Below are 24,664 nucleotides of genomic sequence, written 5' to 3'. Positions count from 1 at the left end.
CGCGCTCCGGGGAGCCGGATCAGCCGGTTACTCTCCCTTGAGGCACGCGTCGCGGTCGTCGAGCGGAGGGAGGTCGGTGCGTGGTGGGCCGCTTCCGAAAGGTGACCGTCAGTACCGACGTACACGGTCACACCGCTGGCTGGGCGCCGACGGAGTTGGCCCCTCCGGCGCCGGCCGAGACCGACCCCACCGCCGCGGCCTTCTTCGACATCGACAACACCATGATGCAGGGCGCCTCCATCTACTGGTTCGCGCGCGGGCTGGCCGCCCGGGACTACTTCACCGCCGGTGATCTGGCCCGGTTCGCATGGCAGCAGCTCCGGTTCCGGTTGCTGGCGTACGAGCACGCCGGTGACATGTCGCATGCCAAGGAGACGGCGCTCGCCTTCGTCGAGGGCTGGCGGGTCGAGGACGTGGAGCGCCTCACCGAGGAGATCTTCGACGAGCTGATGGCTCCCCGGATCTGGGCCGGTACCCGCGCCCTGGCCCAGACCCACCTCGATGCCGGGCAGCGGGTCTGGCTGGTCAGCGCCGCTCCGGTGGAGATCGGCCGGGTGATCGCCGCGCGACTCGGCCTGACCGGCGCGATCGGTACGGTCGCCGAGGTGATCGACGGCGCGTACACCGGCCGGCTGGTCGGTGATCTGATGCACGGCCCGGCGAAGGCGGACGCGGTGACGCAGCTCGCCGAGGTCGAAGGGCTGGACCTGTCCTGCTGTGTCGCCTACAGCGACTCGGCGAACGACCTGCCGATGCTCTCGGCCGTCGGCCGGGCGGTGGCGGTCAACCCGGATTCGGTGCTGCTACGGGAGGCCCGGCTGCGCGGCTGGATGGTGCGCGACTTCCGGACCGGTCGCAAGGCGGCACGGATCGCGGTGCCGTCGACCGCCGCCGCCGGGCTGCTGGCCGGTGCGGTCACCGCCGGGCTGGCGCTGCGTCGGCGCCGGCTCGCCCGATGACGGTCACCACCACCCCCACCCGCTCCGCCCCCGCACCCGGCCGCCGGCCACGCCGCCTCGGCGCCCTGGTCGGGCTGGCCGCCGCGCTGGCCGCCGGTGCCGGTCTACTCGCGTCGTCACCGGTCACCGCCCCGCAGCCGGCCGGTCCCCGCCCACCGGGGGCGGCGGAGCAGGTCTGGCCGCAGGCCCGCCGGTTCGACCTACCGGCCGGGGTCGCCGACGGGCCGGCATACACCCCGGGGTACGTCCTGGACGGTGGCGCCTCGGTCGGTACCGCGGCCAGCCCGGACGGCACCCAACTGCGGCTGCTGTTCCGGGCCGCCGACGGCGCCACCCGGGAGCTGCGCCGGTTGCCGGTCGACCGGAGTCCGCAGTACGGCGGGTTCACCCGGGCCGGTGACGAGCTGGCCTGGTCCGAGTCGACCGGGGACGAAGAGGGTCGGGGGCGTACCGAGTTGTGGACGGTGAACCTGGCCGGCGGTGGTCCGGCCCGACGGTTGACCACCGACACCGGTGATCTGGTGCTGTTCAACTCGCAGTACGACCTGGTGCTGAACGGGGGTCGGCTGTACTGGCTCGCGGTGGCGCCGGATCCCGCTCCGGCGACCGAGGTGCGCTCGGTGGCGCTGACCGGCGGGCCGGTGTCGGTGCGTACCGAGCCGGGTGCCTGGGCGTTGTCGGCCTGGCCGTGGCTGGTCAGCGCGGGTAGCGGGGAGTACGGGCCGGTACGGCTGCGCAATCTGGAGGCCGGGACGGTCACCGAGGTACCGGCCGGCGGGAACGAGCTGGTCACCTGCGGTCCCGTCTGGTGCCGGGTGCTGGTACTGGCCGGGACGGGGCCGGGGCGGCTGGAGCTGATGCGGCCGGACGGCTCGGACCGGCAACGGGTGGCCGGCGGGGAGGCGACCGCAGCCGTCCTCGACGTGGCGGTGCAGGACCGGTTCGAGGTGCTGGTCCTCGCCGACGCGCAACGTACGGCGACCGGCACCCAGCAGCTCCGCCTCTACGACCTGGCGCGTCGGCAGACGGTGACCGTGGCCGACGGGGTGGGCATGGTGGCCAGCCGGGACGGGATGCTCTGGTGGTCGACCGGGACCGACGCGACCGCCGCCTGGCACGTCCTGGATCTGCGCAGCCTCGGCTAGGGGTGTCGCGCGGAGCGGACCGTGCCCCGCAGGACATCCCCGGGGATCACGGGCCGAACGGGTCGGGCCGGCGTTCGAGCAGCTGGTGCAGGGTCTGCTGGATGGTCTCCCGGACCTGGTCGGCGAGGTTGAACACGACGATCGGATCGTCGGCGGAGTCGACCAGGTGGGCGGTGGGGATCGGTGGGCAGAACTGGATCAGCCACTTGCTGGGCAGCGGCACCATGCCGAGCGGCCCGAGCCAGGGGAAGGTCGGCGTCACCGGGAAGTAGGGCAGTTTCAACAGCCGGGCCAGCGGCTTGATGTCGGCGAGCATCGGATAGATCTCCTCGCCACCGACGATGGCGACCGGAACGATCGGGGTGCCGGTGCGCAGCGCCGCCGAGACGAACCCGCCCCGCCCGAAGCGTTGCAGCTTGTAGCGCTCCGAGTAGAGCTTCCCGATGCCCTTGAAGCCCTCCGGGAAGACCCCGACCAGCTCACCCCCGCGCAGCAGCCGCTCGGCGTCCGGGCTGCAGGCCACCGTGCCACCGGACTTGCGGGCCAGTTCGGAGACGAACGGCATCCGGAAGACCAGGTCAGCGCCGAGCAGCCGGAGGTAGCGCCGGGCCGGGTGCCGGTCGTGCAGGGCTGCGGAGAGGATCAGCGCGTCCAGCGCCACCGTGCCGGAGTGGTTGCCGACGACCAGGCCGGGGCCGTCGTCGGGTACGTGCTCCAGCCCGAACACCTCGGTGCGGAACCAGTCCCGGTAGAGCAGCCGCAGCAGCGGGTGGAAGAACTGGTCGGTCAACTCCTGGTCGAAACCGAACTCGTCGACCTCGTACTCGCCGGAGAGCCGGCGCCGCAGGAACGCCAGGCCGGTGGCGACCCGACGGTCCCAGATGTCCGGCGGGTCGGCCGGTACGGGCGCCGGCCGGTGCCCGTTGCGCTGGGCTGCTCCGGCCGGGGTCGGCTCGCCCACCGGGGCCGGCTGGCCCGGATCCTCCGACGCCGGATCGGCCGCCGGGGTGGCCGGGGTCGGCCCGCCCGCCGGGGCGTCCAGGGGTACCAGCAACCGGGGCACCCGTCCCGGCCGGCCGTTGCCGTTGCTGTTGCCCGGCACCGCGCTCACGACCGCTCCCGCACGCTGGCCCGGACCTGCCGGATGCCGTCGAGGACGGCCTGCTCGGCAGCGGCGAGCTGGTCCCGGGTGACCACGATCCCGCCCCGGTGGGCGCGGATGAAGTCGTCGAAGGCGGCGGCGGTGGTACGCGGCGTGTAGCCGTACTCCTCGATCAGGCGGGTGGTGTCCACCACCCGACCGTGCACGAAGAGGTCGACCTGGTCCAACCCGTACCGCCCGAAGCCGAGGGTGCGGGCGACGCTGGCGGCACCGGAGAGTCCTGGTTCGAGCACCGGTACGCCGATCCGGCCCGCCCGGCGGATCGCCTGGGAGAGGTTGAGCACACCGGGACCGGCGACGTTGTAGGTGCCCGGGTGCTCCTCCACGACCGACCGGTGCAGGACCTCAAGGGCGTCGTCGAAGTGCACGAACTGCAACCGGGGATCGCGGCCGAGCACGGTGGGCACCACCGGCTGGGAGAAGTACCGGGTGAGGGTGGTGTCGGCGGTGGAGCCGATGAACGGGGCGAACCGGAGCACGGTCGCGGTCACGTCGGGGCGACGTCGGCGGAAGCCCCGGACGTACCCCTCGATGTCCAGGATGTCGCGGCCGAAACCGCCGCGCGGGACCTCCCTGGGCTCGGTCTCCTCGGTGAAGACGGCCGGGTCCCGGAACGACACGCCGTACGCGGCGGTGGAGGAACGGACGACCAGCTTGCGTAGCCGCGATGCCCGTTGGGCGGCGGCGAGCAACTGCATGGTGCCGATGACGTTCTGGTCCTTCATCGCCATCCGGCCCCCGTGCTGCCGGTCCGGTGCGGTGACCAGGGCGAGGTGGACGACCACGTCGGCGCCCAGGTCGTCGATGAGCGGGCCGACGGAGGCCATGTCGACACGGACCCGCTCGACCCGGTCGAGCAGGATGGCGAACTCCGGTGCCGGGTCCGCCGGGTCGAGGCCGATCACCCGGCCGATCCTGGGATCGGCCGCCAACCGGGCCGCGACGTGTGCGCCCAGATATCTGCTGACGCCGGTCACCACGACGACCCCCGGAGCACCCGAGGTGCCACCGGGGGTCATCGCGCACAACCCGACATCGGGCCCTGGACGGGCCCGCGTCGCCGCGTCCGCATCACCTGGGCCTCCGAGGGTCGACAGATGGCAAGTGCAGTCCGGTGCCGGGCAGCCGCCCGGCACCGGTCACTTGCCGAGACGGCGACGCTGGACGCGGGTCTTGCGCAGCAGCTTGCGGTGCTTCTTCTTAGCCATGCGCTTGCGGCGCTTCTTGACCACCGAGCCCATACGACAGCCTTTCGATGCAACGTGCGGGTCGGGCCGGCGCACACTCTGGGTGCCGCCGGCAACCGATCTGGACAACGGACCGGACCTGCCTGGTGGGTGTCGGACGCACCGGCGTGCGGTCACGGTCGCGGTCCAGGGTAGCCGCCCGGTATCAGCAGGACCAACGCGCCCCCGTCGATGCCCGATCCGCCCCGGTCCGGGACGTCGGTCCGGGCACCTCCTAGGCGGACTCCTGGAACGCCCCACGGAGGTACTCGTGCACCGCGTGCTCGGGCACCCGGAACGACCGGCCGACCCGCACCGCGGTCAGCTCACCGGAGTGCACCAGCCGGTAGACCGTCATCTTGGACACCCGCATCACCGTCGCCACCTCAGCAACGGTGAGGAACCTGACCTCCGACAGCCGACCGTCGGACTGTGACCCGGCCATGGCTCACCGACCCCATCCCATCCCCGGCGCGGGCCGCCGGACGGGATGACCCACGTCGACGGCGGGCAACGCGCGTGTTACCAGTACGGTAACGGGACGGCTGTGACCGGCGCGATCCCTTCCTGCAATTGATAACGAATCAGCAGCAAAATCGGCGTGTCGGCCTTTCCCCGGGAGTGCCGCCCGACGCGGAGGGCGTCCGGTGGCTCCGGCGGCGCCACCGGAGCCACCGGACGGGTGCCCCGGGCCACTTCCGGACGCGGACCGGGGCTCCGCGCTGGGAGCGGATCCACTATCTCAGGTCGGTCCGCAGTGTTGATCTCAGGCCACGGCAGCACGGACGGCGGCCGCGCACTCCTCGTGCAACACCGCCCACTGCTCGCCGAACGCTCGGCGGGCGGCCTCGTCGAGGGTCCGCCGTTCGTGCAGCACCTCCCGGACGAACCTGACCAGCCGCTGCTCGCCGTACCGCAGCGCCAGGTGGCGTACCGCCAGGTAACCGATGCCGTAGCCGGCGGCGACCCGGTCGGCCCCGGCCCCGGCGGCCGGCGCGACGCCGTCGAGTCGGCCGTTCCAGTCGCCGGTGACGAGCCGCCGCACCTCCGGTAGTTCCTGGTACCGGGCCACCGGCCGGCCACCGGCACCGGCCAGCTCGGCCAGCCCCTCCACCAGCCACCAGGTCTCGTCGGCCGAGGAGTCCCGGGACGGCAGCGAGGCGACGTGGGTCAGTTCGTGGCGCAGTAGGTCGTCGGCGAAGCTGTCCCGCAACCCGACCGAGTTGAGCACGACCTCGTGACGACCTCCGGTGGAGACCGCGTAGCCGGCGGTCCACTCGGCGCGGCCACCACCGAACCAGCGCCGCCACTCCCCCGCCCCGGCGTAGTAGACGACGTACCGGGCGGGCGGGGCCCCGACCGCGTACCGGTCGGCGGTCCGGGCGGCCTCCTCCGCTGCCCGGAGCAGCACGGGTAGCCGCCCGCGCAGTGCGGGGGTGGTCGCCACCAGGGTCCGGTCGCCGACCGTCACGGCCAGCTCGCTGACCTCCCACGGCCGGTTGCCGGTGGTTCCGCCGACCGGGTCGACGGCCAGCAGGCGGGGTACCCCGTCCACCGCCCGCCACCGGGTCTCCACCTGCACCCGGGCGGGCGGGCAGTCGGGGTCGACGAAGCAGTGTCGGTGCACCACCCGCAACTGCCACTGCCCCGGCTGGCCGTCGACGGGTTCCGGGACGCCCACCGGCTCCGCCTGCCACACGCTGATCCGCATCGCGCGCAGCGCGGCGTACCGGCGGCGCAGGTCGGGCAGCGCGGCCGGCGCGGCGACCGCCAGCCAGCCCGCCTCGTCGCCGCGCAGCAACGCGCCGGCCTGCCGGTCCAACTCCTCGCCGATCCGTTGGCCCAGCCAGCGGGCGGCGACGGCGGGTGGGTCACCGGGGCGCGGGCTGGCCGCCGGTTCCGGGGAGCCGGCGTCGGGACCGGCCAGCAGGGCGGTCGGCAGTACGGCACCGAGCAGCGCGGCGACCGCCGCCAGCGCGACGACCAGCGGCCACCACCGGCGTGGCCGCGATACCTGGTCAGCCCCGGTCACCGCCGGAGCCTACGACGCCGTGGGTCACCACGCGAACGGGCCGGCCGCCGCCCACGGCCGGCCGGGTCGTGGCGTTCACCGGTACCGGCCCGGGTCACCGACCCTTCAGGTACTCACGCAGGTGCCGGGCGGTGAGCGTGTCGGCCTCGGCCACCAGGTCCGCCGGCGTACCGGTGAAGGCGATCCGGCCGCCGTCGTGCCCGGCCCCCGGTCCGAGGTCGATCAGCCAGTCGGCGTGCGCCATCACCGCCTGGTGGTGCTCGATCACGATGACCGTGTTGCCGTCGTCGACCAGCCGGTCCAGCAGGGCCAGGAGTTGGTCGACGTCGGCCAGGTGCAGCCCGGTGGTCGGCTCGTCCAGCACATACGTGGCGGCCTTCTCGGCCATGTGGATGGCGAGCTTGAGGCGTTGCCGTTCACCTCCGGAGAGGGTGGTGAGCGGCTGGCCGAGACCGAGGTAGCCCAGCCCGACATCGGCCAGCCGGTTCAGGATCGCCCGGGTCGGGCCGCCGGGGAAGAAGTCCCGGGCCTCGGTGACGGACATGACCAGGACGTCGCTGATGGTACGGCCACGCAGCGTGTAGGTGAGCACCTCGGGGGTGAACCGCCGCCCTTCGCACTGCTCGCAGACGGTGGCCACGCCAGCCATCATGGCCAGGTCGGTGTAGACCAGCCCGATGCCCCGGCAGTTCGGGCAGGCCCCCTCGGAGTTCGCGCTGAACAGCGCGGCCTTCACCCCGTTGGCCTTGGCGAACGCGGTCCGGATCGGGTCGAGCAGGCCGGTGTAGGTGGCCGGGTTGCTGCGCCGGGAGCCCCGGATCGCCGACTGGTCGACGACGACCACGCCCTCCCGCCGGGGCAGCGCGCCGTGGATCAGGGAGCTCTTGCCCGAGCCGGCCACCCCGGTGACCACGGTCAGGACGCCGAGCGGGATGTCGACGGTGACGTTCTTCAGGTTGTGCAGGTTCGCCCCGGCGATGGTCAGCTCCCCCTGTGCCTTGCGGACCTCCGGCTTGAGCGTGGCCCGGTGGTCGAGGTGCCGGCCGGTCAGCGTGCCCGAGCGGCGCAGCCCGGCCACGTCGCCGGAGTAGCAGATCCGGCCGCCGTCCGGACCGGCACCCGGCCCGAGGTCGACCACGTGGTCGGCGATCATGATCGTCTCCGGCTTGTGCTCCACCACCAGTACGCTGTTGCCCTTGTCCCGCAGCCGGAGCAGCAGTTCGTTCATCCGTTGGATGTCGTGCGGGTGCAGCCCGACGGTGGGCTCGTCGAAGACGTAGGTGATGTCGGTCAGGCTGGAGCCGAGGTGCCGGACCATCTTGACCCGCTGCGCCTCTCCCCCGGAGAGGGTTGCCGACTCCCGGTCCAGGCTGAGATAGCCCAGACCGATCTCGACCAGCGAGTCCAGGGTGTCCCGGAGGGTGGCCAGCAGCGGCGCCACCGAGGGGTCCTCGATCCGCCGGACGAACTCGGCGAGATCGGTGATCTGCATGGCCGCGCACTCGGCGATGTTGCGACCGGCGATCCGGGCGGCCAGTGCGGCCGGTTTGAGCCGGGCGCCGGCGCAGTCCGGGCAGCGGGTGAAGCACACCGCACGGTCGACGAAGGCGCGGATGTGCGGCTGCATCGACTCCCGGTCCTTGGCCAGGTAGAGCCGTCGTACCTTGACCAGCAGGCCCTCGTAGGTGACGTTCGTGCCGCCGATCTTCATCTTGGTGGGCGGCCGGTGCAGCAGGTCGGCCCACTGTTCGGGGGTGTAGTCGCGCAGTTTGACGTCGGGGTCGACCAGGCCGGAGTGGGCCAGGCTCGACCAGTACCAGCTCCCGGGGTGGAAGTTCGGCGCGGTGATCGCGCCCTCGTTGAGCGAGCGGTCCCGGTCGACGAGTTCGTCGATGTCGACGTCGGAGACCCGACCCAGGCCCTCACAGGTCGGGCACATGCCCTCCGGGCTGTTGAAACTGAACGCGGTCGAGGTGCCGGCGTACGGGGTGCCGAGCCGGCTGAAGATGATCCGCAGCATGGTGTGGGCGTCGGTGGCGGTGCCGACCGTGGACCGGGAGTTGGCGCCCATCCGCTCCTGGTCGACCACGATCGCCGCGCTGAGGTTGCGCAGGGCGTCCACGTCGGGTCGGCCGAGGCTGGGCATGAAGGACTGGATGAAGGCCGTGTAGGTCTCGTTGATCAGCCGCTGGGATTCGGCGGCGACGGTGCCGAAGACCAGGGACGACTTGCCGGAACCGGAGACCCCGGTGAAGACGGTGAGCCGGCGCTTGGGGATGTCCAGCGAGACGTCGGCGAGGTTGTTCTCCCGGGCGCCCCGGATCTCGATCACGTCGTGGCTGTCCGCCGCCATCGGGCGGCTGGCGGGGGCGAGTTCCATGGCTGATATCCTTACGCAGTAAAGAGTTAGCTGCGCCACGTTACTTTACGCTGTAAGGAGTTGCAAGTTGGTGGTCTTCGCGGGCCAGGGCGATCCTCGGCGTTCGATGACCCTGCTCTGGCGTACCCCCGACTCGGTCGCCACCGCGCGGACCGCGCCCGGACCACGGCCCGGGCTGAGCGTGGACGTCATCCTGGACGCGGCCATCGCCATCGCCGACGAGCACGGCATGGCCGGGCTCTCCATGCGCGCGGTGGGTGAGCGGCTCGGCCGGACCGCGATGGCGCTCTACACCTACGTGCCGAACAAGGCCGAACTGCTGGACCTGATGTACGACCGCATCCACGCCGAACTGGCCACCGACCACCCCACCGACGGCGGCTGGCGGGCCGGCCTGACCGCCTGGGCCGAGGACCTGTGGGGCTTCTACCTGCGCCACCCGTGGGTGCTCCAGGTTTCGCAGGCCCGCCCGGTGCTCGGCCCGCACGAGTACGCAATGCTGGAGACGGTGGCCGGGATCATGCACGGCACCGGACTGCCGGCCAACGCCCGGCGGCGGATCATCAGCGCGCTGTTCCAGTTCATCCGGGGTACCGCGCAGACGGTGGCCGAGGCCCGCCAGGCCGCGTCCGCCACCGGCCTGAGCGACGAGGAGTGGTGGTACGCCCGCTCGGCCCTGCTCACCGAGGTCGCGCCGGACTTCGCCGAACGGTTCCCCATGGTCAGCAGCATGGAGACCGAGGGCGCCTTCCAGCTCGACGACGAGACCAGGCCCTACCTGGAGCAGGAGGCCTGGGAGACGTTCCGCAGCGGCCTCACCGTGCTGCTGGACGGGATCGAGGCGGCCCGGCGGGCCACCCCGACCGACCAGCGGTGACCGCCGCTACTTCTTGGAGACCAGCGCCCGGCCGAAGAAGGCCAGGTTGGCGGGGCGCTCGGCGAGCCGGCGCATGAGATAGCCGTACCACTGGGTGCCGTACGGGACGTAGGTCCGGACGGTGTACCCCTCGCCGACCAGCCGGGTCTGTTCCTCCGGGCGGATGCCGTAGAGCATCTGGAACTCGAACTGGTCCGGTCCCCGGTCGAACCAGCGGGCCCGGTCCTCGCCGATCGCGATCAGCCGTGGGTCGTGGGTGGCCAGCATCGGGTACCCGTCGCCGGACATCAGGATGTTCATGCAGCGGACGTACGACTTGTCCACCTCACGCGCCGACTGGTACGCCACCGACTCGGGCTCCCGGTAGGCGCCCTTGCAGAGCCGTACCCGGGATCCGGCGCCGGCCAGGTCACGGCAGTCGGACTCGGTACGCCGCAGGTACGCCTGGAGCACCGCGCCGGTACCCGGGTGGTCCTCGCGGAGCTTCGCCAGGACGTCCAGCGTCGAGTCGGTGGTGGTGTGGTCCTCCATGTCCAGGGTGACCGTGGTGCCTGCCTCGGCTGCGGCGGCGCAGATCGCCTGCGCGTTCTCGTAGGCCAGCTGCTCGTCGAACATCTGCCCGAGGGCGGAGAGCTTCAGGCTGACCTCGGCGGCCGGGGTGAGCCCGGCGGCGGAGAGCGCGGCGAGCAGGGTGAGGTACGCGTCCCGCGTCGCGTCGGCCTGCTCGGGGTTGACGGTGTCCTCGCCCAGGTGGTCGAGGGTGACGGTGAGGCCCTCGGCGACGAGCTCGCGGGTTGCGCGCAGCGCGTCGTCGGTGCCGGTGCCGGCGACGAACCGGCGGACGACGTCCCGGGTGTAGGGGGCCGTCTCGACGAGCCGCTCGACCCGGGATGACCGGGAGGCGGCGAGAATGACCGAACGGAGCATGAGCCGAGCGTAACGTCCCACAACCCCGGCCCGCCGTGCGGCAGCGGCACGCAGTACGGGTCTCCCGCACCCGGGCAGATGTTAACAAGGGGCCCTTCCTATACCGAAAACGATAGGAAGGGGCCCTTCCTTACAGGCTTTCCGGGGGAGGGACAGACTGGCATCCGTCAGCTACAACGTTCACGTGGAACAACACCCCCGGCGCCGACTGCGGTCGGCCACCGTGCAACTCGGTGCCCTGACCGCACTCGCGCTCGCCCTCTCCGGTTGCAACATGACATCCGACGACGACGATGACGACGACTGCGCGATGGGTCCGCTCGGTGGCGGCGACACCGTCGTCGTCGCCATGCAGGTACCGACGGTCGACACGCGCACGACGACCGGGACGTCCGGCGCCGACGCGGCCGCCGTCGTCCCCGAGCGGGGTGGCTTCGGCACCCACCTCGCCTCCTGTGGCGGCTGACCGGTGCGCCGGGTCACCGTCACCCCCCGCCCCGACTGGCACAGCACCGTCGGAGAGCAGGGGCTGATCTACGTCGACACCGAGCTGCCCGACGGCGAGGTGATGTCGTACTGGGACGAGACCGCCGCGTACGCCTTCGAGCTGGACGAGGTGTACCGGCTGGAGGAGGCGACCGAGGAGCTGCACCGGATGGCGGTGGCCGCCGCCGAGCACGTGGTGGCCCGCAACCGGTACGCGGACTTCGGCATCCCGGATTGGGCGACTGAGGCGGTGGCCCGGTCCCTGCGTGAACAGCCTCCCACCCTGTACGGCCGCTTCGACCTCGCCTACGACGGCAGCTGGCCGCCGAAGCTGCTGGAGTACAACGCGGACACCCCGACCTCGCTGGTCGAGGCGGGCATCATCCAGTGGTTCTGGCTGGAGGACACCCACCCGGACCGCGACCAGTGGAACAGCCTGCACGAGCGGCTGGTGGAGACCTGGCGCAAGATCGGCAAGGGGCTGCACGACCCGCTGGTGCACGTCGCCTGGTCGAACGAGGAGGAGTCCGGCGAGGACCAGATGACCGCCGGGTACCTCGCCGAGACCGCCCGGCAGGCAGGGCTACAGGCCAAGCTGATCCCGATGCTGAGCATCGGCTGGGACGGCCGGCGGTTCCGGGACGCGGCGGACCAGCCGATCACCACCTGCTTCAAGCTCTACCCCTGGGAGTGGATGCTGGCCGAGCCGTACGGCCGGCTGGCGGTGGAGCCGGGTACGCCGACCACGTGGATCGAACCGGCCTGGAAGCTGCTGCTCTCCAACAAGGCCCTGCTCGCCGTGCTCTGGGAGCTGTACCCCGACCACCCCTATCTGCTCCCCGCCTACCTGGACTCCCCCCGGGGCATGACCGAGTACGTCGTCAAGCCGCTGCTCGGCCGGGAGGGCGCCTCGGTGCGGATCGTCACCGGCGCCGAGGAGATCAGCAATCCGGGCATCTACGGCGAGGAGGGCTGGTGCTACCAGCAGTTCCATCCGCTGCCGGAGTTCGCCGGCAACCGGGTGGTGCTGGGCAGTTGGGTGGTCGGCGGGGAGTCGGCCGGGGCCGGGATCCGGGAGAGTCCGGGCCTCATCACCGACGGGTACGCCCGATTCCTCCCCCATTACATCGACGCACCGCGACAGGCGTGAGTCGTCTACCGTTGGAGTGTGAACTTCGACGCGTACGCCCGGACGGGCGTTGACCTCGTCAACGCCCGCCTGGACGACCTCGACGACCTGCGGTCCCTCTTCCCCGACGAGCACGCCTGGATGCGGGACGAGGTGGCCGAGCGGGATCTGGCCATCTTCCGCCGGGCGCAGAAGCGTCTGCGGGACATCTTCGAGTACGGCACCTCGGGCCGGGACGCGGACGCGGTCGCGGAGCTGAACGCACTGCTGGAGGCGTACCCGGTCCAGCCCCGGATCTCCGGGCACGACTCCAGCGACTGGCACATGCACGTGACCAGCCGGGGTGCCTCGGTGAGCGCGGAGTACCTGGCCGGAGCGGTCTGGGGCCTGTCGGTCTGGCTCTGCGAGTACGGCAGCGCCCGGTTCGGGGTCTGCGCCGACGAGCGGTGCGGCAACGTCTACCTGGACACCTCGTCGAACTGCTGCCGGCGGTTCTGCTCGGAGCGGTGCGCCACCCGGTCGCACGTGGCCGCGCACCGGGCCCGTAAGCGGGCGGCGGTCATCGAGCAGGCCCAGCCGCCGTCCCTCGCCCCGGTGAGCTGACCGGTACTGCCCCGGCGGCGGGACCGGCACGCTCCCCACGACGGAAGCAGGGCCCCGCGACGGGGCCCTGCTCTGTCACGGATTGACGGGCGGGGTCAGGCGTCGACCGGGGTCGGGGTGGCCAGGTGCTCGCGGGCGAAGTCGAGCGCGGCGCGCAGATCCGCCTCACGCTCGGCGCGGCTCTTCGCCCGGCGGGTGGCCACCTCGACCGCGACCGCCCCGGTGAAGCCCCGACCGGCGAGCGAGGAGAGCAGCTCGGCGCAGGGCTGGTTGCCCCGGCCCGGCACGAGGTGCTCGTCGCGCCCCTCACCGGTGCCGTCCCCGAGGTGCACGTGGGCCAGGCCGGCGCCCATCCGGTCGGCCATCTCCATCGAGTCGGTGTGCGAGGCGGCGCAGTGCGACAGATCGAGGGTGTACGCGTCGTACCCGGTGTCGGTCGGGTCCCAGCCGGGGACGTAGGGGACGAACTCCCGGCCGGCCATCCGGACCGGGTACATGTTCTCCACCGCGAACCGCAGGCCGCCGAACCGGTCGGCGACCCGGCCGATGCCGTCGGCGAAGGACCGGGCGTAGTCGCGCTGCCAGGTGAAGGGTGGGTGCACCACGACCGTCGGCGCCTCCAGCGTCTCAGCCAGTTCGGCGGCCTTCCGCAGCCGCTCCCACGGGTCCGGGCTCCACACCCGCTGGGTGACCAGCAGGCAGGGGGCGTGCACCGAGAGCACCGGTACGCCGTAGTGCGCGGCGAGACCGCGCAGCGCGCCGGCGTCCTGGCTCACCGCGTCGGTCCAGACCATCACCTCGATGCCGTCGTAGCCCAGCGCGGCGGCCAGCTGGAAGGCCGCCGCCGTCGGCTCCGGGAAGACCGAGGAGCTGGAGAGGAGTACGGGGGCAGGGGAAGTCACGTATATCAGGGTAGCCCGGCCCGGCGAGTACCACCCCCGCAAAAGGCGACAAAAGACTCATATTCCCCCACCATGGGTCAGGCGGATTCGAGCTGGTCCAGCCGGCGCAGGATGACCCCCTCCCGCAACGCCCACGGGCAGATGTCCAGCGATTCCACGCCGAGCCGGCGCATCACCGCCTCGGCCACCACCGCCCCGGCCAGCAACTGGTGCGCCCGCCCGGCACCGACCCCCTCCAGTTCGGAGAGCTGGCTCGGCGGGATGTGCCGGATGAAGCCGGTGACCTGCCGCAGGCCGGTCCTCGACAGGCTGCGCCCGACCCAGAGCCCGGCTCCCGAGGGCGCGGCACCCGCCAACCGGGCCAGGGTGCGGAACGTCTTCGAGGTGGCGACCGGTCGCTCCCAGCCGACCTCGGTGATCCGCTCCACCACCGGATCGAGCCGGCTCTCGACGTACTCCTGGAGCTCCTGCACAGCCTGGGCCGACGGCGGCGCGTCGGTCTCCGGCGTCACCCGCAGCCGGTCCCGGGTCAGCCGCCCGGCGCCCAGCGGCAACGACTCCGCCACCGCCGGCTCCTCGTCGACACCAGCCGCGATCTCCAGCGAGCCACCGCCGATGTCCAGCACCAGCAGCCGACCCGCCGACCAGCCGAACCACCGGCGGACCGCCAGGAACGTCAGCCGCGCCTCGTCGGCACCGGTGAGCACCTCCAGGCGTACCCCGGTCTCGTCCCGAACCCGGGCGAGCACCTCGGGCGCGTTGGTGGCGTCGCGCACCGCGGAGGTCGCGAACGCGATCAGGTCGTCGGCGGACAACTCGACCGCCGACGCGCGGGCTGCGGTCACCGCCTCCACCAGCGCATCCGCACCGGCCCGGGTCAGCGCCCCGTCCGGGCCGATCTGCTCCGCCAGCCGGAGCACCGCCTTGACCGACCGGGCCGGCCAGGGGTGGGCACCGTGGTGGGCATCGACCACCAGCAGATGCACGGTGTTGGATCCGACGTCGAGCACGCCCAGTCGCATGTGGGCCACCCTAAGGCCCAATCGTGCGGCCAGCCGGCCGGAACCTGGTCGGCGGCGTACGCTGGCCGGGTGGCAGGCCGCACTGAGCTCCGGATACTCGTCGACGACCCGCAGGATCCCCGCAGTCGCGAGGTGGAACTCGACTTCCCCCGCGAGTGGATAGAGTTCGTCGACCCAGCCGACCGCCGGCACCTGATCCGGGCCGACCTGACCTGGCTGCTCTCCCGCTGGACCTGCGTGTTCGGCAAGTCCTGCCATGGCATCGTCGCCGGCCGGGCAGCGGACGGCTGCTGCTCGCACGGGGCGTTCTTCACCGACGCCGACGACGAGAAGCGGGTCCGCGTCGCCGCGAAACGGCTCACCCCGGCCACCTGGCAGCACTACCGGCGGGGCTTCAAGAACTACACCGAGATGGACACCATCGACGGCGAGAACCCGGCCCGCCGCACCGCCACCCGGGGTGAGGACGAGCCCTGCGTCTTTCTCAACGACATGGACTTTCCCGGTGGCGGCGGCTGCGCCCTGCACGCCCAGGCGCTGCGCGACGGGGCGCACCCTCTGGAGTACAAACCCGACGTGTGCTGGCAACTGCCGATCCGCCGGGACCAGGAGTGGAGCAAGCGTCCGGACGGCACCAAGGTGCTGGTCTCCAGCCTGAGCGAATTCGACCGGCGGGGCTGGGGCGCCGGTGGGCACGACCTGGACTGGTGGTGCACCTCGTCACCGGAGGCGCACGTCGGCACCGAGCCGATGTACCTGTCGTACGCCCCGGAGCTGACCGCGCTGATCGGCGAGGCCGCGTACGTGAAACTCGCCGAACTCTGCGCCGCCCGGGTCCGCACCGGCATGGTCGCCCCCCACCCCGCCAGCGGGTAAGGAAGGGCCCCCCATTAACGCTTTCGGTAGAGGAAGGGCCCCTTATTAACACCTGAGCCGCAGAGCTGCGGCCTGCCGGGCCAGGTCGGCCACCCAGGCCCGGTGACCCTCCCGCCGGCAGGCTGAGCCGAGCTGCCAGACGGCTGGCAGCGGCGGCCGGACGCGGGCGTCGAACATCCCGACGAGCTGTTCCCGTGCCTCCGGACCGGCAGCCCTGCCCGCTGACCGGCAGCCCTGCCCGCTGACCGGAGCGACGCGAACCAGACCTGGTCAACAGGGGAGGTGCCCCTGCAAACACTGGCACACAACCTCACGGCTCGAACTTGTAGCCCAACCCCCGCACGGTCACGATGAAGCGCGGCGCCGACGGCTCCGGCTCGACCTTCGACCGCAGCCGCTTGACGTGTACGTCGAGGGTCTTCGTGTCGCCGACGTAGTCGGCACCCCAGACCCGGTCGATGAGCTGCCCACGGGTCAGCACCCGTCCGGCATTACGCAGCAGCAGTTCCAGCAGCTCGAACTCCTTCAGCGGCAGCTGCACCGGGGCCCCGTCGACAGTCACCACGTGCCGCTCGATGTCCATCCGTACCGGGCCGGCCGCCAGCGTCGGCGCACCGGACTCGGCGGACTCGGCGCTCTGCCGGCGGAGCACCGCCCGGATCCGGGCCACCAGCTCCCGGGGCGAGTACGGCTTGGTGACGTAGTCGTCCGCACCGATCTCCAGGCCGACCACCTTGTCGATTTCGCTGTCCCGGGCGGTGACCATGATGATCGGCACGTGCGAGCGCTGCCGCAGTTGACGGCAGACCTCCGTGCCGGACATTTCCGGCAGCATCAGGTCGAGCAGGACGATGTCCGCGCCGGTCCGGTCGAACTCGGTGAGGGCGGTGGGGCCGGTCGCGGCCACCGAGACCTCGAACCCCTCTTTGCGGAGCATGTAGGAGAGGGCATCGGAGAACGACTCCTCATCCTCGACGACCAGAACGCGGCTCAACGGGGCTTTCCTTTCCTCACCGGCGGAATGGACCCGCCGGAGAACTTCTCTGTTTCGCCGGTCACACCGACCGCCGTACCGTGCCGCCGGTCACACCGACCGCCGTGCCGTGCCGTGCCGCCGGTCACACCGACCGCCGTACCGTGCCGCCGGTCACGCCAGCTCCGGTCCGGCCCGTCACGCCGACCGCAACTCGGCCGTACCGGTCTCGATCCCACCCGATCGGTCCGACGGCAGCAGGTCGTCCGGGGGGCGGGCGGGCAACCGCAGGGTGAACGTCGACCCACCGCCAAGGGTGCTCGACACCTCGACCCGACCGCCATGGTTACTGGCGATGTGTTTGACGATGGCCAGGCCGAGGCCGGTACCGCCGGTGGCCCGGGAACGCGCCTGGTCGGCCCGGTAGAAACGCTCGAAAATGCGGTCCACGTCATTGGGGGCGATACCGATACCCTGGTCGGTCACCGCGATCTCGATGTCGTCGCCGTCCGCCCGGGTGGCCACCGTCACGGTGGTGTCCTCCCCCGAGTACGCGATCGCGTTGTCCACCAGGTTCGCCACCGCCGTCGCGATCTGGCTGTCGTTGCCGTGCACGGTCAGGTCCCGTTCACCGGCGACCACCACCTGTACCCGTCGGGCGGCAGCCGCGGTACGGGTCCGGTCGATCACCTCCGCGACCACCCAGTCCACCGCGACCGGCTCGGGTGGCGGCTGCGGCTCGGCCCCCTGCAACCGGGTCAGCTCCAGCAGCTCCTGCACCAGCCGGCCGAGCCGGGTCGACTCCTTCTGGATGCGTTCGGCGAACCGCCGGGCGGCCACCAGATCCTCGGCCGGCTCCGCCCCGGCCGACCCGGCCGAGCCGGTGGCGTCCAGCAACGCCTCGGCGAGCAGTTGCAACGCCCCGATGGGGGTCTTCAGCTCGTGGCTGACGTTGGCCACGAAGTCCCGCCGTACCCGGGCCAGCCGGTGTGACTCGGTCACGTCGGCTGCCTCCACCGCGACGAACCCGCTGCCGAGGCCCATAGCGCGCAGGTGCACGCCGAGCGGATCCGGGCCGGCGTTGTCGCGGCCCCGGGGCAGGTCCAGCTCGATCTCGCGCCGGACGCCCGTGCGGCGCACCTGCCCGGCCAGGGTACGGATCAGGGGATGCGCGGCCACCGAACCGGGGGTCGGCCCGGTGCGCAGCAGTCCCATCGCCCGGGCCGCCGGGTTGACCAGCACCGGCACGTCGTCCTCGTCGAGGACCACCACTCCGGCGCGCAGCGAGTCGATCGCCCGGCGACCGACCCCGGCGAGAGCGGCCTGCTCGTCCTCGGCCATCGCGGCCCTACCCCTCATCCAGGCTCGTACGCTCGCGGACCGGTCGGCGCCACGTGGATTCCAACGTGACAGCAGCAGTCCCGCGAGCAGGCCAACCACCAGCCCTGCCGCGACTGCGGCCACCACTGTCCAACCCACCGGGCGATCGTAGGGTCATTGTTCACCCGGCTAGTGCACAGAACGGGAGGAATCAGACCGACGTCGAAGAAAGTTCACCGTCCGGTCCGGTCTCGTTCACCGGGGTTCACCTGCGGTCCGCCGTACCGACCTACGGTAAGCGGCGCACCTGCCCTACCCGTACCTCGTCGCCGGCACTCCGACCATGGACCGGCGGCCACCGAACACAGGACGTGATGATGCGCGAGGAGTTCCGGGCCGACCTCCATCTGGTCAGTCAACTACTGGTCGACATGGCCGAGGCCGTCCGCGCGGCGATGCGCAACGCGACCCGGGCACTGCTGACCGCCGATCGGGAGGCCGCCGAGGCGGTGATCGCCCGGGACGCCGAGATCGACAGCCTCTACCGCCAGGTCGAGGAGCGGGTCTGCGACCTGCTCGCCAGGCAGGCACCGGTCGCCTCCGACCTGCGCGCGATGATCACCGCGCTGCACGTCGCCGCCGACGTCGAGCGGATGGGCGACCTGGCCGACCACGTGGCGAAGACCGCGCTGCGCCGGCACCCGTCCCCGGCGGTACCGGCCGAACTGCGCGGGGTGTTCAAGGAGATGGCGGCGGTGGCGGACCGGATCGCGGAGAAGATCGCGTCCGTCCTCTCCGAGCCGGACGTGGACCTCGCCGCCGAACTGGACCGGGACGACGACGCGATGGACGACCTGCACCGCGACCTGTTCAAGGTGCTACTGGACGACGAGTGGCCGTACGGCGCGGAGACCGCGATCGACGGTGCCCTGCTCGGCCGGTTCTACGAGCGGTACGCCGACCACGCGGTGAACGCGGGCCGCCAGGTGATCTATCTGATCACCGGCGAGACGGTGGTCGACTGACCACACCACAGCCCTGGGGAGGGGTTGTGTTAGGAAGGGCCCCTTCCTATACCGAAAGCGATAAGAAGGGGCCCTTCCTTACACCTCAGCGGCCCTGGTTGGCGACCGCCGCGGCGGCGTCCCGGGCCGCTTCCGGGTCGAGGTAGGTGCCGCCGACCACGGTCGGCCGCAGCTGCGCGTCCAGGTCGTAGCGCAGCGGGATCCCGGTCGGGATGTTCAGCTTGGCGATCGCCTCGTCGGAGATCTGGTCCAGGTGCTTGACCAGGGCCCGCAGCGAGTTGCCGTGCGCGGCGACGAGGACCGTCCGGCCGGCGAGGATGTCCGGCACGATCGAGTCGTACCAGTAGGGCAGCATCCGCTCGACGACGTCCTTGAGGCACTCGGTACGCGGCATCAGCTCCACCGGCAGCAGGGCGTAACGCGGGTCGCCGACCTGGGAGAACTCGTCGTTGTCGTCGATCGGCGGCGGCGGGGTGTCGTACGACCGGCGCCAGAGCATGAACTGCTCCTCGCCGTACTCGTCGAGGGTCTGCTTCTTGTTCTTGCCCTGGAGGGCACCGTAGTGGCGCTCGTTGAGCCGCCAGGACCGGCGGACCGCGATCCAGTGGCGGTCGGCGGCGTTCAGCGCCAGCTCGGCGGTCCGGATCGCCCGCCGCATGACGCTGGTGTGTACGACGTCGGGCAGCAGGTCGTGCTCGCGCAGCAGCTCACCGCCGCGTCGTGCCTCGGCCTCGCCCTTGGCGGTCAGGTCGACGTCGACCCAGCCGGTGAAGAGGTTCTTAGCGTTCCAGTCGCTCTCGCCGTGCCGCAGCAGGACCAGCGTCCCGACGGAAGGTCGCTCGCTCGCAGTCATGCCGCTCATCCTGCCCGACCCCGCCGGGCGACATGCCGCCAGTGGTGGTGACGACCACCACGTGGAAAGCGGATGACCAGCGCATCCGGACGGCACTAGGTTGTAAGGCGCTGGGGTTGTTTGGGTCATTACGTGTCCGGGGGGCGCAGATGCGGACGGTGCGGGGCTGGTTCCGGGAAACCACCGGCGGACTACCCAGCACCTTCTGGTATCTCTGGGTCGGCACCCTGATCAACCGGCTCGGCTCGTTCGTGTTGATCTTTCTCGCCATCTACCTGACCGGGGAGCGCGGATTCTCCGCCTTCCAGGCCGGCCTGGTCATCGGCGCCTGGGGGGTGGGTGGCGCGGCGGGCACGATGGCCGGCGGGGTGCTCACCGACCGGTGGGGACGCCGCCCCACACTGCTCACCGCACACCTCGGCGCGGCCACCATGATGCTCGCGCTCGGCTTCGCCCAGGAACTGCGGACCGTGGTGGGCGCCGCCCTGCTCCTCGGGCTCTTCGCCGAGGCGTCCCGCCCGGCGTTCGGCGCCATGGTGATCGATGTGGTGCCCGAGCGGGACCGGCTACGGGCCTTCTCGCTCAACTACTGGGCGATCAACCTCGGCTTCGCCTGCGCCGCGATCCTGGCCGGGCTCGCCGCAGAGGCCGGCTACCTGCTGCTCTTCGTCGTCGACGCGGCCACCACCCTGCTCACCGCGGTCGTCATCTTCGTCAAGGTCCGCGAGACCCGTACGGTCACCGTCACCCAGCCCACCGGACCCACCCGGGCCCGGCGCGGCGGGCTGGGCACCGCGCTACGGGACCGCGTCTACCTGGTCTTCGTGCTGCTCAACCTGTTCAACGCGCTGATCTTCCTCCAGCACATCTCGATGCTCCCCATCGCGATGGGCGACGACGGTCTCCCCGCGGCCACCTACGGTTGGGTGATCGCGCTGAACGGCGTGCTCATCGTCGCGGGGCAGCTCTTCATCCCCCGGCTCGTCCGGGGGCGCAGCCGGTCCCACGTGCTGGCCCTGGCCTCGGCCATCGTCGGGGTCGGCTTCGGGCTGACCGCGTTCGCCGACGCCGCCTGGTTCTACGCCGTCACCGTGCTGATCTGGACCCTCGGCGAGATGCTGAACTCCCCGTCCAACTCCAGCCTGATCGCCGAGCTGTCCCCCGCCGACCTGCGCGGTCGCTACCAGAGCGTCTTCTCCCTCTCCTGGCAGATCGCCGGGGCCTCCGCGCCGATCCTCGGTGGTCTGGTCCGGGAGCAGCTCGGCGACCCGGTGCTCTGGCTCGGCTGCGCCGCGATCGGGCTGCTGGTCGCCGTGGCGCACCTCGCCTCCGGGCCGGCCCGGGAACGTCGGGCGACGGCCCTGCGCCCGGCTGCTACGCCGGTCGCTACCGCACCGGCGGTGGTGAAGGCCGCCGCCGCCCCGGCTGCGACCGCCGGACCGGCCGCGATCGCCGCCACCGCGGTCGGTCCAGCCCCGCACGGGGTACCCGCCGGGACCGCCACCGAGGCGGTTGACCTGGCCCGCAGCTGATCAGATAGCGTCGGCGCGACCTGTTAGGAAAGTTTCCAGGAGGATTTGTGGTCGCCCTGCGGCGCTGGCTGCACGACACCGCGGGCGGGCTGCCCGCCACCTTCTGGTACCTCTGGTCCGGCCTGCTGATCAACCGGGCCGGCGCGTTCGTGGTCCTCTTCCTGTCGCTCTACCTGAGCGACGTCCGGGGCGCCAGCAAGGCGCTCACCGGCCTGGTCGTCGGGGCGTACGGCGCCGGCGGGGCGGTCGGTGTGCTGCTCGGTGGCGTGCTGGCCGACCGGTGGGGCCGACGCGCCACCCTGCTCTGGTCCCACCTCGCGTCCGGCGCGGCGATGATCGCGCTCGCCGTCACCGGCAACCTGCTGGCCATCGCGGTACTCGCCGCACTGCTCGGCGTGGTCCACTCCATGCCCAGCCCGGCGTACGTCGCAGCGATCATCGACGTGGTCCCGCCGGAGCGTCGTTCCCGGGCGTTCAACCTCCAGTTCTGGGCGTTCAACCTCGGGATGGCGGTGGCCTCCCTGCTCGCCGGGATACTGGCCGAGGCGAGCTACCTGGCACTCTTCCTGGTCGACGCGGGGGCGGCGCTGACCACCGCCGCACTGATCGCCTGGAAGGTGCCGGAGACCCTGGGCCGGAGCCGACGCGCGCAAGCGACCGGTGGGGTCCGGTCCGGCGGCGGCGAGGGTGGGTTGCGTACCGCGCTGACCGACCGGACGTTCCTGGTCTTCGTCGGGCTGACCTTCGTTCTGGCGGTGCTGACCACCCAGACGTCCACAATCCTGCCGCTCTCGATCCGGGCCGATGGGCTCGGCCCGTCGACGTACGGGCTGGTCGTGGCGGTCGGCGGGGCGCTCATCGTGCTGGGGCAGCTCTTCGTACCCCGGTTGCTGGACGGGCACCGCAAGCACCGGGTGCTGGCCGTGTCCACCGGGCTGATGGGGGTGGGATTCGGCGCACTGGCCTTCGCCGACGGGCTACCGCTGTATCTGGCGGCCTGCGTCACCTCGACGATCGGTTCGATGCTCGCCGCGCCACCCAACGCCGAAATCAACGCGGAACTGGCACCGGCTCCGCTGCGCGCCCGTTACCAGTCGGTCTTCTATCTGACCTTTCCGGCGGCTGCGTTCGTGGCGCCCACGCTCGGTGGAATCAGCCTCCAGTACCTGGGGGACGGACACTGGATCATCGTCGGTGGCGTAGGGCTGCTCGCGGTGGTCGGGCACCTGCTGGCCGGGCCGCCCCGGGAGCGCCGGGTCGCCGCACTGTGGTCCTCGGCCACTCCCGTCGACCGGGACGTCGCGGTGAGCCGCGAGAAGTTCCGGTGACCCGGAAGAGCCGGTGACCAGGCCGGGAAATCCCATTCGCTGGGTTGTGCCCGGCGGCGGCGGGCGACACTCACCCCCGTAAGCGTCGCCCGCACGCGCCGCCGGTGTACAGGTGGCTACCGTCCCCCAACGGCAAGCGCCACCTGTCCCCCAGCACCCCGCTCGGTGCGCGGATCTGCGTGATCCGCCGCTCCCCCGAACGTTTCCGAGCGTGGTGCGGTGCAATAAAGTTAGATCGGCCAGATTCCAGAAACAACCTGATCGGGCTGTCTCGCCGGTCACACCAACCGTTCCGGTGACGGTACCCGGCCTCGAATATGACCAACGTCATCCATGGGTCCTACATTCCCCGAATTCCGGTCAGCCATCCTCACGATCGGGTGACTCGGTACGGAAGAAATTGCTCTGCCGTCCGTCCCGCAACTGCTCCTGATAGATCAGATTCAGCCGTCGGGCGTCAAATGTCCGGAACCACTCCTCCCAGGTGATCTGCTTCAGCCGGGAACTCTCGCGGTACCCCGGCATGTTGAAGGTCAGCACCCCCGGTCGGCCGTTCCGTTCGGTCCCGGTGATCGTCGCCGGTTTCGCCTGTCGGGCCTGCGCCCAGCGACGAATCACCTCGTGGTTGGTGGTGACCAGGCTCCGGCCAGGACGTTCCGGCTGGTCGTTCAGTGAGGAGATCTGCTGGGCGTACCGCACCGAACGGGCCTGGGAGCCACCCTGGCGGGTCCGGCCAGCCGCAGTGGCGGTGCGGGAGCGTCCCGCTGTCCCGGCACCCTGCTTCGCCGTCCCACCGGCTTTGGTGGCCGTCCCGGCGCGTTTGGCGGCTGGGCCGGTGCGTTTGGCGGCTGGGCCGGCGTCTTGCCTGGCCGCGCCGCCCGGCCGTCGTTCCGCCCGCATCGCCCGGGTCAGGGTCGACACCAGGTCCGGTTTGCGCAGCCCGGATGTGCCGGTGACACCCCGCCGGCGCAGTTCGGCACGGATCTCGTCCACCCGCATGCGGGCGATGTCGGCCTCGGCGATCCGGCTGGCGCCGGACGACCGGGTGCGCATCGTCGTGGCGGTGCCGGACGACCGGTTCACCGTGCCCATCCGCCCCCTCGTCCCCGTGGCGGTGTCGGACGACCGGCTTCTCGCCGTCGCGGTACCGCCGCGACCTGAGCTGTTCCGCTGAGGCATGGCGTTCTCACGCTCCTCGACAGTGGCGTTCCTCGACTGTGCGGGGACCGTCACCCCTCGACAGTGGTCCTTGACAGCGGGGTCCCCTGACAGCGGGCTCCCTCGGCAGCGCGGGGGGACGGTCACCGCCCCGCCGCACCCGACGGCATACCCGCCAGCCGCGAGCCAAACCTGTGGGGTCAGGCGTTAAGAAGGGGCCCTTCCTCTACCAAAAGCGTTAAGAAGGGGCCCTTCCTTACCGCTCGAAGAGGTGGGCGAAGGCGGCCAGGTTGGCGGTGGACTCGCCCCGCTTGACCCGCCACTCCCACTCGCGCCGGATCGCCGTACCGAAGCCGATCTCCAGCATGGTGTCGAAGGACTCGTCGGCGTAGGTCAGCACCGCCCCGAGCAGCCGGTCGAGTTCGTCCTCGGTCACCCCGCCCAGGCTGACCCGTCCGGTCAGGTAGATGTCGCCGACCGCGTCGATGGAGAAGGCCACGCCGTACATCCGGGCGTTGCGCTGGAGCAGCCAGGCCCACAACTCCTCGCGGCGCTCGTCCGGCTGGCGCATCACGAACGCCTCGATCCGCAGCGAGTGCTCGCCGACGATCAGGTTGCAGATCGTCTTCAGCTTGTGGGTACCGGGCAGGGTGACCGCGTACGACGCCTCGCCGGTGGACTCGTACGCCAACTCCCGCTCGGTGCAGACGGTCTCGATCAGGGCCGCCACATCGCTCTTGGCGCTCATC

The 24,664-nt window shown here is 71.5% G+C and carries 24 protein-coding genes; 10 read left to right on the top strand and 14 right to left on the bottom strand.

Going from position 1 to position 24,664, the window contains the following annotated elements:
• The first annotated feature begins 83 nt into the window (after window positions 1–83).
• Window positions 84–959 carry an HAD family hydrolase gene (locus V6U90_RS02595; protein ID WP_334430926.1) on the top strand — a complete coding sequence of 292 codons (876 nt, stop codon included), beginning with the start codon at window positions 84–86 and terminating at the stop codon, window positions 957–959.
• Window positions 956–2,104: a hypothetical protein gene (locus tag V6U90_RS02590; protein ID WP_334430925.1), complete on the top strand. Its 1,149-nt coding sequence runs from the start codon at window positions 956–958 to the stop codon at window positions 2,102–2,104. The genes V6U90_RS02595 and V6U90_RS02590 overlap by 4 nt, the downstream gene beginning before the upstream one ends.
• Before the next feature lie 46 nt (window positions 2,105–2,150).
• Here V6U90_RS02590 and V6U90_RS02585 read toward each other — a convergent pair whose 3' ends face one another.
• The 6 genes from V6U90_RS02585 to V6U90_RS02560 all read right to left on the bottom strand — a co-directional run bounded on the left by V6U90_RS02585 (window position 2,151) and on the right by V6U90_RS02560 (window position 8,904).
• Entirely contained in the window at window positions 2,151–2,987 is an 837-nt protein-coding gene (locus V6U90_RS02585) for a lysophospholipid acyltransferase family protein (RefSeq protein ID WP_334431172.1), read from the bottom strand.
• 224 nt (window positions 2,988–3,211) lie between these two features.
• Window positions 3,212–4,285 carry an NAD-dependent epimerase/dehydratase family protein gene (locus V6U90_RS02580; RefSeq protein ID WP_334430924.1) on the bottom strand — a complete coding sequence of 358 codons (1,074 nt, stop codon included), beginning with the start codon at window positions 4,283–4,285 and terminating at the stop codon, window positions 3,212–3,214.
• Window positions 4,286–4,405: 120 nt separating this feature from the next.
• Window positions 4,406–4,507, bottom strand: coding sequence for a 30S ribosomal protein bS22 (locus V6U90_RS02575; RefSeq protein ID WP_007465623.1), 102 nt, complete (start codon window positions 4,505–4,507; stop codon window positions 4,406–4,408).
• A 220-nt stretch (window positions 4,508–4,727) separates the two neighbouring features.
• Window positions 4,728–4,937, bottom strand: a complete 210-nt coding sequence (locus V6U90_RS02570) for a helix-turn-helix domain-containing protein (protein ID WP_208816666.1) — start codon at window positions 4,935–4,937, stop codon at window positions 4,728–4,730.
• A gap of 321 nt (window positions 4,938–5,258) precedes the next feature.
• Complete coding sequence (locus tag V6U90_RS02565; RefSeq protein ID WP_334430923.1) at window positions 5,259–6,524, bottom strand: hypothetical protein; 1,266 nt, start codon at window positions 6,522–6,524, stop codon at window positions 5,259–5,261.
• Window positions 6,525–6,618: 94 nt separating this feature from the next.
• Window positions 6,619–8,904: an excinuclease ABC subunit UvrA gene (locus V6U90_RS02560; protein ID WP_334430922.1), complete on the bottom strand. Its 2,286-nt coding sequence runs from the start codon at window positions 8,902–8,904 to the stop codon at window positions 6,619–6,621.
• 70 nt (window positions 8,905–8,974) lie between these two features.
• Here V6U90_RS02560 and V6U90_RS02555 point away from each other — a divergent pair, with 70 nt between their 5' ends.
• Window positions 8,975–9,781, top strand: a complete 807-nt coding sequence (locus V6U90_RS02555; protein WP_334431171.1) for a TetR/AcrR family transcriptional regulator — start codon at window positions 8,975–8,977, stop codon at window positions 9,779–9,781.
• A 6-nt stretch (window positions 9,782–9,787) separates the two neighbouring features.
• On the opposite strand, the gene V6U90_RS02550 is transcribed toward V6U90_RS02555, so the two are convergent.
• Entirely contained in the window at window positions 9,788–10,708 is a 921-nt protein-coding gene (locus V6U90_RS02550) for a proline dehydrogenase family protein (protein WP_334430921.1), read from the bottom strand.
• A gap of 184 nt (window positions 10,709–10,892) precedes the next feature.
• Here V6U90_RS02550 and V6U90_RS02545 point away from each other — a divergent pair, with 184 nt between their 5' ends.
• From V6U90_RS02545 to V6U90_RS02535, 3 genes are read left to right on the top strand one after another with little or no spacing between them, the layout of a single operon-like run.
• Window positions 10,893–11,174: a hypothetical protein gene (locus V6U90_RS02545; protein ID WP_334430920.1), complete on the top strand. Its 282-nt coding sequence runs from the start codon at window positions 10,893–10,895 to the stop codon at window positions 11,172–11,174.
• A 3-nt stretch (window positions 11,175–11,177) separates the two neighbouring features.
• Window positions 11,178–12,344: a glutathionylspermidine synthase family protein gene (locus V6U90_RS02540; protein WP_334430919.1), complete on the top strand. Its 1,167-nt coding sequence runs from the start codon at window positions 11,178–11,180 to the stop codon at window positions 12,342–12,344.
• Between the two features lie 18 nt (window positions 12,345–12,362).
• Window positions 12,363–12,926 carry a CGNR zinc finger domain-containing protein gene (locus tag V6U90_RS02535; RefSeq protein ID WP_334430918.1) on the top strand — a complete coding sequence of 188 codons (564 nt, stop codon included), beginning with the start codon at window positions 12,363–12,365 and terminating at the stop codon, window positions 12,924–12,926.
• A 95-nt stretch (window positions 12,927–13,021) separates the two neighbouring features.
• On the opposite strand, the gene V6U90_RS02530 is transcribed toward V6U90_RS02535, so the two are convergent.
• Both V6U90_RS02530 and V6U90_RS02525 read right to left on the bottom strand, forming a co-directional pair.
• The gene (locus V6U90_RS02530) at window positions 13,022–13,828 is read right to left on the bottom strand and encodes a sugar phosphate isomerase/epimerase family protein (RefSeq protein ID WP_334430917.1); all 807 of its coding nucleotides are present in this window, start codon (window positions 13,826–13,828) and stop codon (window positions 13,022–13,024) included.
• Between the two features lie 77 nt (window positions 13,829–13,905).
• Window positions 13,906–14,850, bottom strand: coding sequence for a Ppx/GppA phosphatase family protein (locus tag V6U90_RS02525; RefSeq protein WP_334430916.1), 945 nt, complete (start codon window positions 14,848–14,850; stop codon window positions 13,906–13,908).
• Window positions 14,851–14,919: 69 nt separating this feature from the next.
• Between V6U90_RS02525 and V6U90_RS02520 the strand changes: the two genes are divergently transcribed.
• Window positions 14,920–15,726, top strand: a complete 807-nt coding sequence (locus V6U90_RS02520; protein WP_334430915.1) for a hypothetical protein — start codon at window positions 14,920–14,922, stop codon at window positions 15,724–15,726.
• A gap of 310 nt (window positions 15,727–16,036) precedes the next feature.
• On the opposite strand, the gene V6U90_RS02515 is transcribed toward V6U90_RS02520, so the two are convergent.
• Together V6U90_RS02515 and V6U90_RS02510 are read right to left on the bottom strand one after the other, a co-directional pair.
• Window positions 16,037–16,720 carry a response regulator transcription factor gene (locus V6U90_RS02515; protein WP_334430914.1) on the bottom strand — a complete coding sequence of 228 codons (684 nt, stop codon included), beginning with the start codon at window positions 16,718–16,720 and terminating at the stop codon, window positions 16,037–16,039.
• Between the two features lie 177 nt (window positions 16,721–16,897).
• Complete coding sequence (locus V6U90_RS02510; RefSeq protein ID WP_442933518.1) at window positions 16,898–18,112, bottom strand: sensor histidine kinase; 1,215 nt, start codon at window positions 18,110–18,112, stop codon at window positions 16,898–16,900.
• A gap of 284 nt (window positions 18,113–18,396) precedes the next feature.
• Between V6U90_RS02510 and phoU the strand changes: the two genes are divergently transcribed.
• The gene (gene phoU / locus V6U90_RS02505; protein WP_334430912.1) at window positions 18,397–19,044 is read left to right on the top strand and encodes a phosphate signaling complex protein PhoU; all 648 of its coding nucleotides are present in this window, start codon (window positions 18,397–18,399) and stop codon (window positions 19,042–19,044) included.
• Window positions 19,045–19,129: 85 nt separating this feature from the next.
• Here phoU and V6U90_RS02500 read toward each other — a convergent pair whose 3' ends face one another.
• Window positions 19,130–19,897: a phosphoglyceromutase gene (locus V6U90_RS02500; protein ID WP_334430911.1), complete on the bottom strand. Its 768-nt coding sequence runs from the start codon at window positions 19,895–19,897 to the stop codon at window positions 19,130–19,132.
• Window positions 19,898–20,046: 149 nt separating this feature from the next.
• Here V6U90_RS02500 and V6U90_RS02495 point away from each other — a divergent pair, with 149 nt between their 5' ends.
• Both V6U90_RS02495 and V6U90_RS02490 read left to right on the top strand, forming a co-directional pair.
• Window positions 20,047–21,429, top strand: a complete 1,383-nt coding sequence (locus tag V6U90_RS02495) for an MDR family MFS transporter (RefSeq protein ID WP_334430910.1) — start codon at window positions 20,047–20,049, stop codon at window positions 21,427–21,429.
• Between the two features lie 47 nt (window positions 21,430–21,476).
• Complete coding sequence (locus V6U90_RS02490) at window positions 21,477–22,757, top strand: MFS transporter (RefSeq protein WP_334430909.1); 1,281 nt, start codon at window positions 21,477–21,479, stop codon at window positions 22,755–22,757.
• A 360-nt stretch (window positions 22,758–23,117) separates the two neighbouring features.
• Here the strand turns inward: V6U90_RS02490 and V6U90_RS02485 are convergent, their stop codons facing one another.
• Together V6U90_RS02485 and V6U90_RS02480 are read right to left on the bottom strand one after the other, a co-directional pair.
• Window positions 23,118–23,936, bottom strand: coding sequence for a hypothetical protein (locus tag V6U90_RS02485; RefSeq protein ID WP_334431170.1), 819 nt, complete (start codon window positions 23,934–23,936; stop codon window positions 23,118–23,120).
• A 235-nt stretch (window positions 23,937–24,171) separates the two neighbouring features.
• Window positions 24,172–24,663, bottom strand: a complete 492-nt coding sequence (locus tag V6U90_RS02480) for a YbjN domain-containing protein (RefSeq protein WP_334430908.1) — start codon at window positions 24,661–24,663, stop codon at window positions 24,172–24,174.
• Window position 24,664: the final 1 nt, after the last annotated feature.

It is taken from the genome of Micromonospora sp. CPCC 206060, from assembly GCF_036906895.1.
Lineage (GTDB): Bacteria > Actinomycetota > Actinomycetes > Mycobacteriales > Micromonosporaceae > Micromonospora.
Note: the sequence above shows the minus strand (reverse complement) of the source record. Positions and strands in the feature narration are given on the sequence as shown.

What these genes read in the sequence shown, in the direction of transcription:
- V6U90_RS02590 (WP_334430925.1), top strand. Translation starts at nt 956, where the DNA reads ATGACGGTCACCACCACCCCCACCCGCTCCGCCCCCGCACCCGGCCGC.
- V6U90_RS02580 (WP_334430924.1), bottom strand. Translation starts at nt 4,285, where the DNA reads ATGACCCCCGGTGGCACCTCGGGTGCTCCGGGGGTCGTCGTGGTGACC.
- V6U90_RS02575 (WP_007465623.1), bottom strand. Translation starts at nt 4,507, where the DNA reads ATGGGCTCGGTGGTCAAGAAGCGCCGCAAGCGCATGGCTAAGAAGAAG.
- V6U90_RS02570 (WP_208816666.1), bottom strand. Translation starts at nt 4,937, where the DNA reads ATGGCCGGGTCACAGTCCGACGGTCGGCTGTCGGAGGTCAGGTTCCTC.
- V6U90_RS02560 (WP_334430922.1), bottom strand. Translation starts at nt 8,904, where the DNA reads ATGGAACTCGCCCCCGCCAGCCGCCCGATGGCGGCGGACAGCCACGAC.
- V6U90_RS02550 (WP_334430921.1), bottom strand. Translation starts at nt 10,708, where the DNA reads ATGCTCCGTTCGGTCATTCTCGCCGCCTCCCGGTCATCCCGGGTCGAG.
- V6U90_RS02525 (WP_334430916.1), bottom strand. Translation starts at nt 14,850, where the DNA reads ATGCGACTGGGCGTGCTCGACGTCGGATCCAACACCGTGCATCTGCTG.
- phoU (WP_334430912.1), top strand. Translation starts at nt 18,397, where the DNA reads ATGCGCGAGGAGTTCCGGGCCGACCTCCATCTGGTCAGTCAACTACTG.
- V6U90_RS02500 (WP_334430911.1), bottom strand. Translation starts at nt 19,897, where the DNA reads ATGACTGCGAGCGAGCGACCTTCCGTCGGGACGCTGGTCCTGCTGCGG.
- V6U90_RS02495 (WP_334430910.1), top strand. Translation starts at nt 20,047, where the DNA reads ATGCGGACGGTGCGGGGCTGGTTCCGGGAAACCACCGGCGGACTACCC.
- V6U90_RS02485 (WP_334431170.1), bottom strand. Translation starts at nt 23,936, where the DNA reads ATGCCTCAGCGGAACAGCTCAGGTCGCGGCGGTACCGCGACGGCGAGA.
- V6U90_RS02480 (WP_334430908.1), bottom strand. Translation starts at nt 24,663, where the DNA reads ATGAGCGCCAAGAGCGATGTGGCGGCCCTGATCGAGACCGTCTGCACC.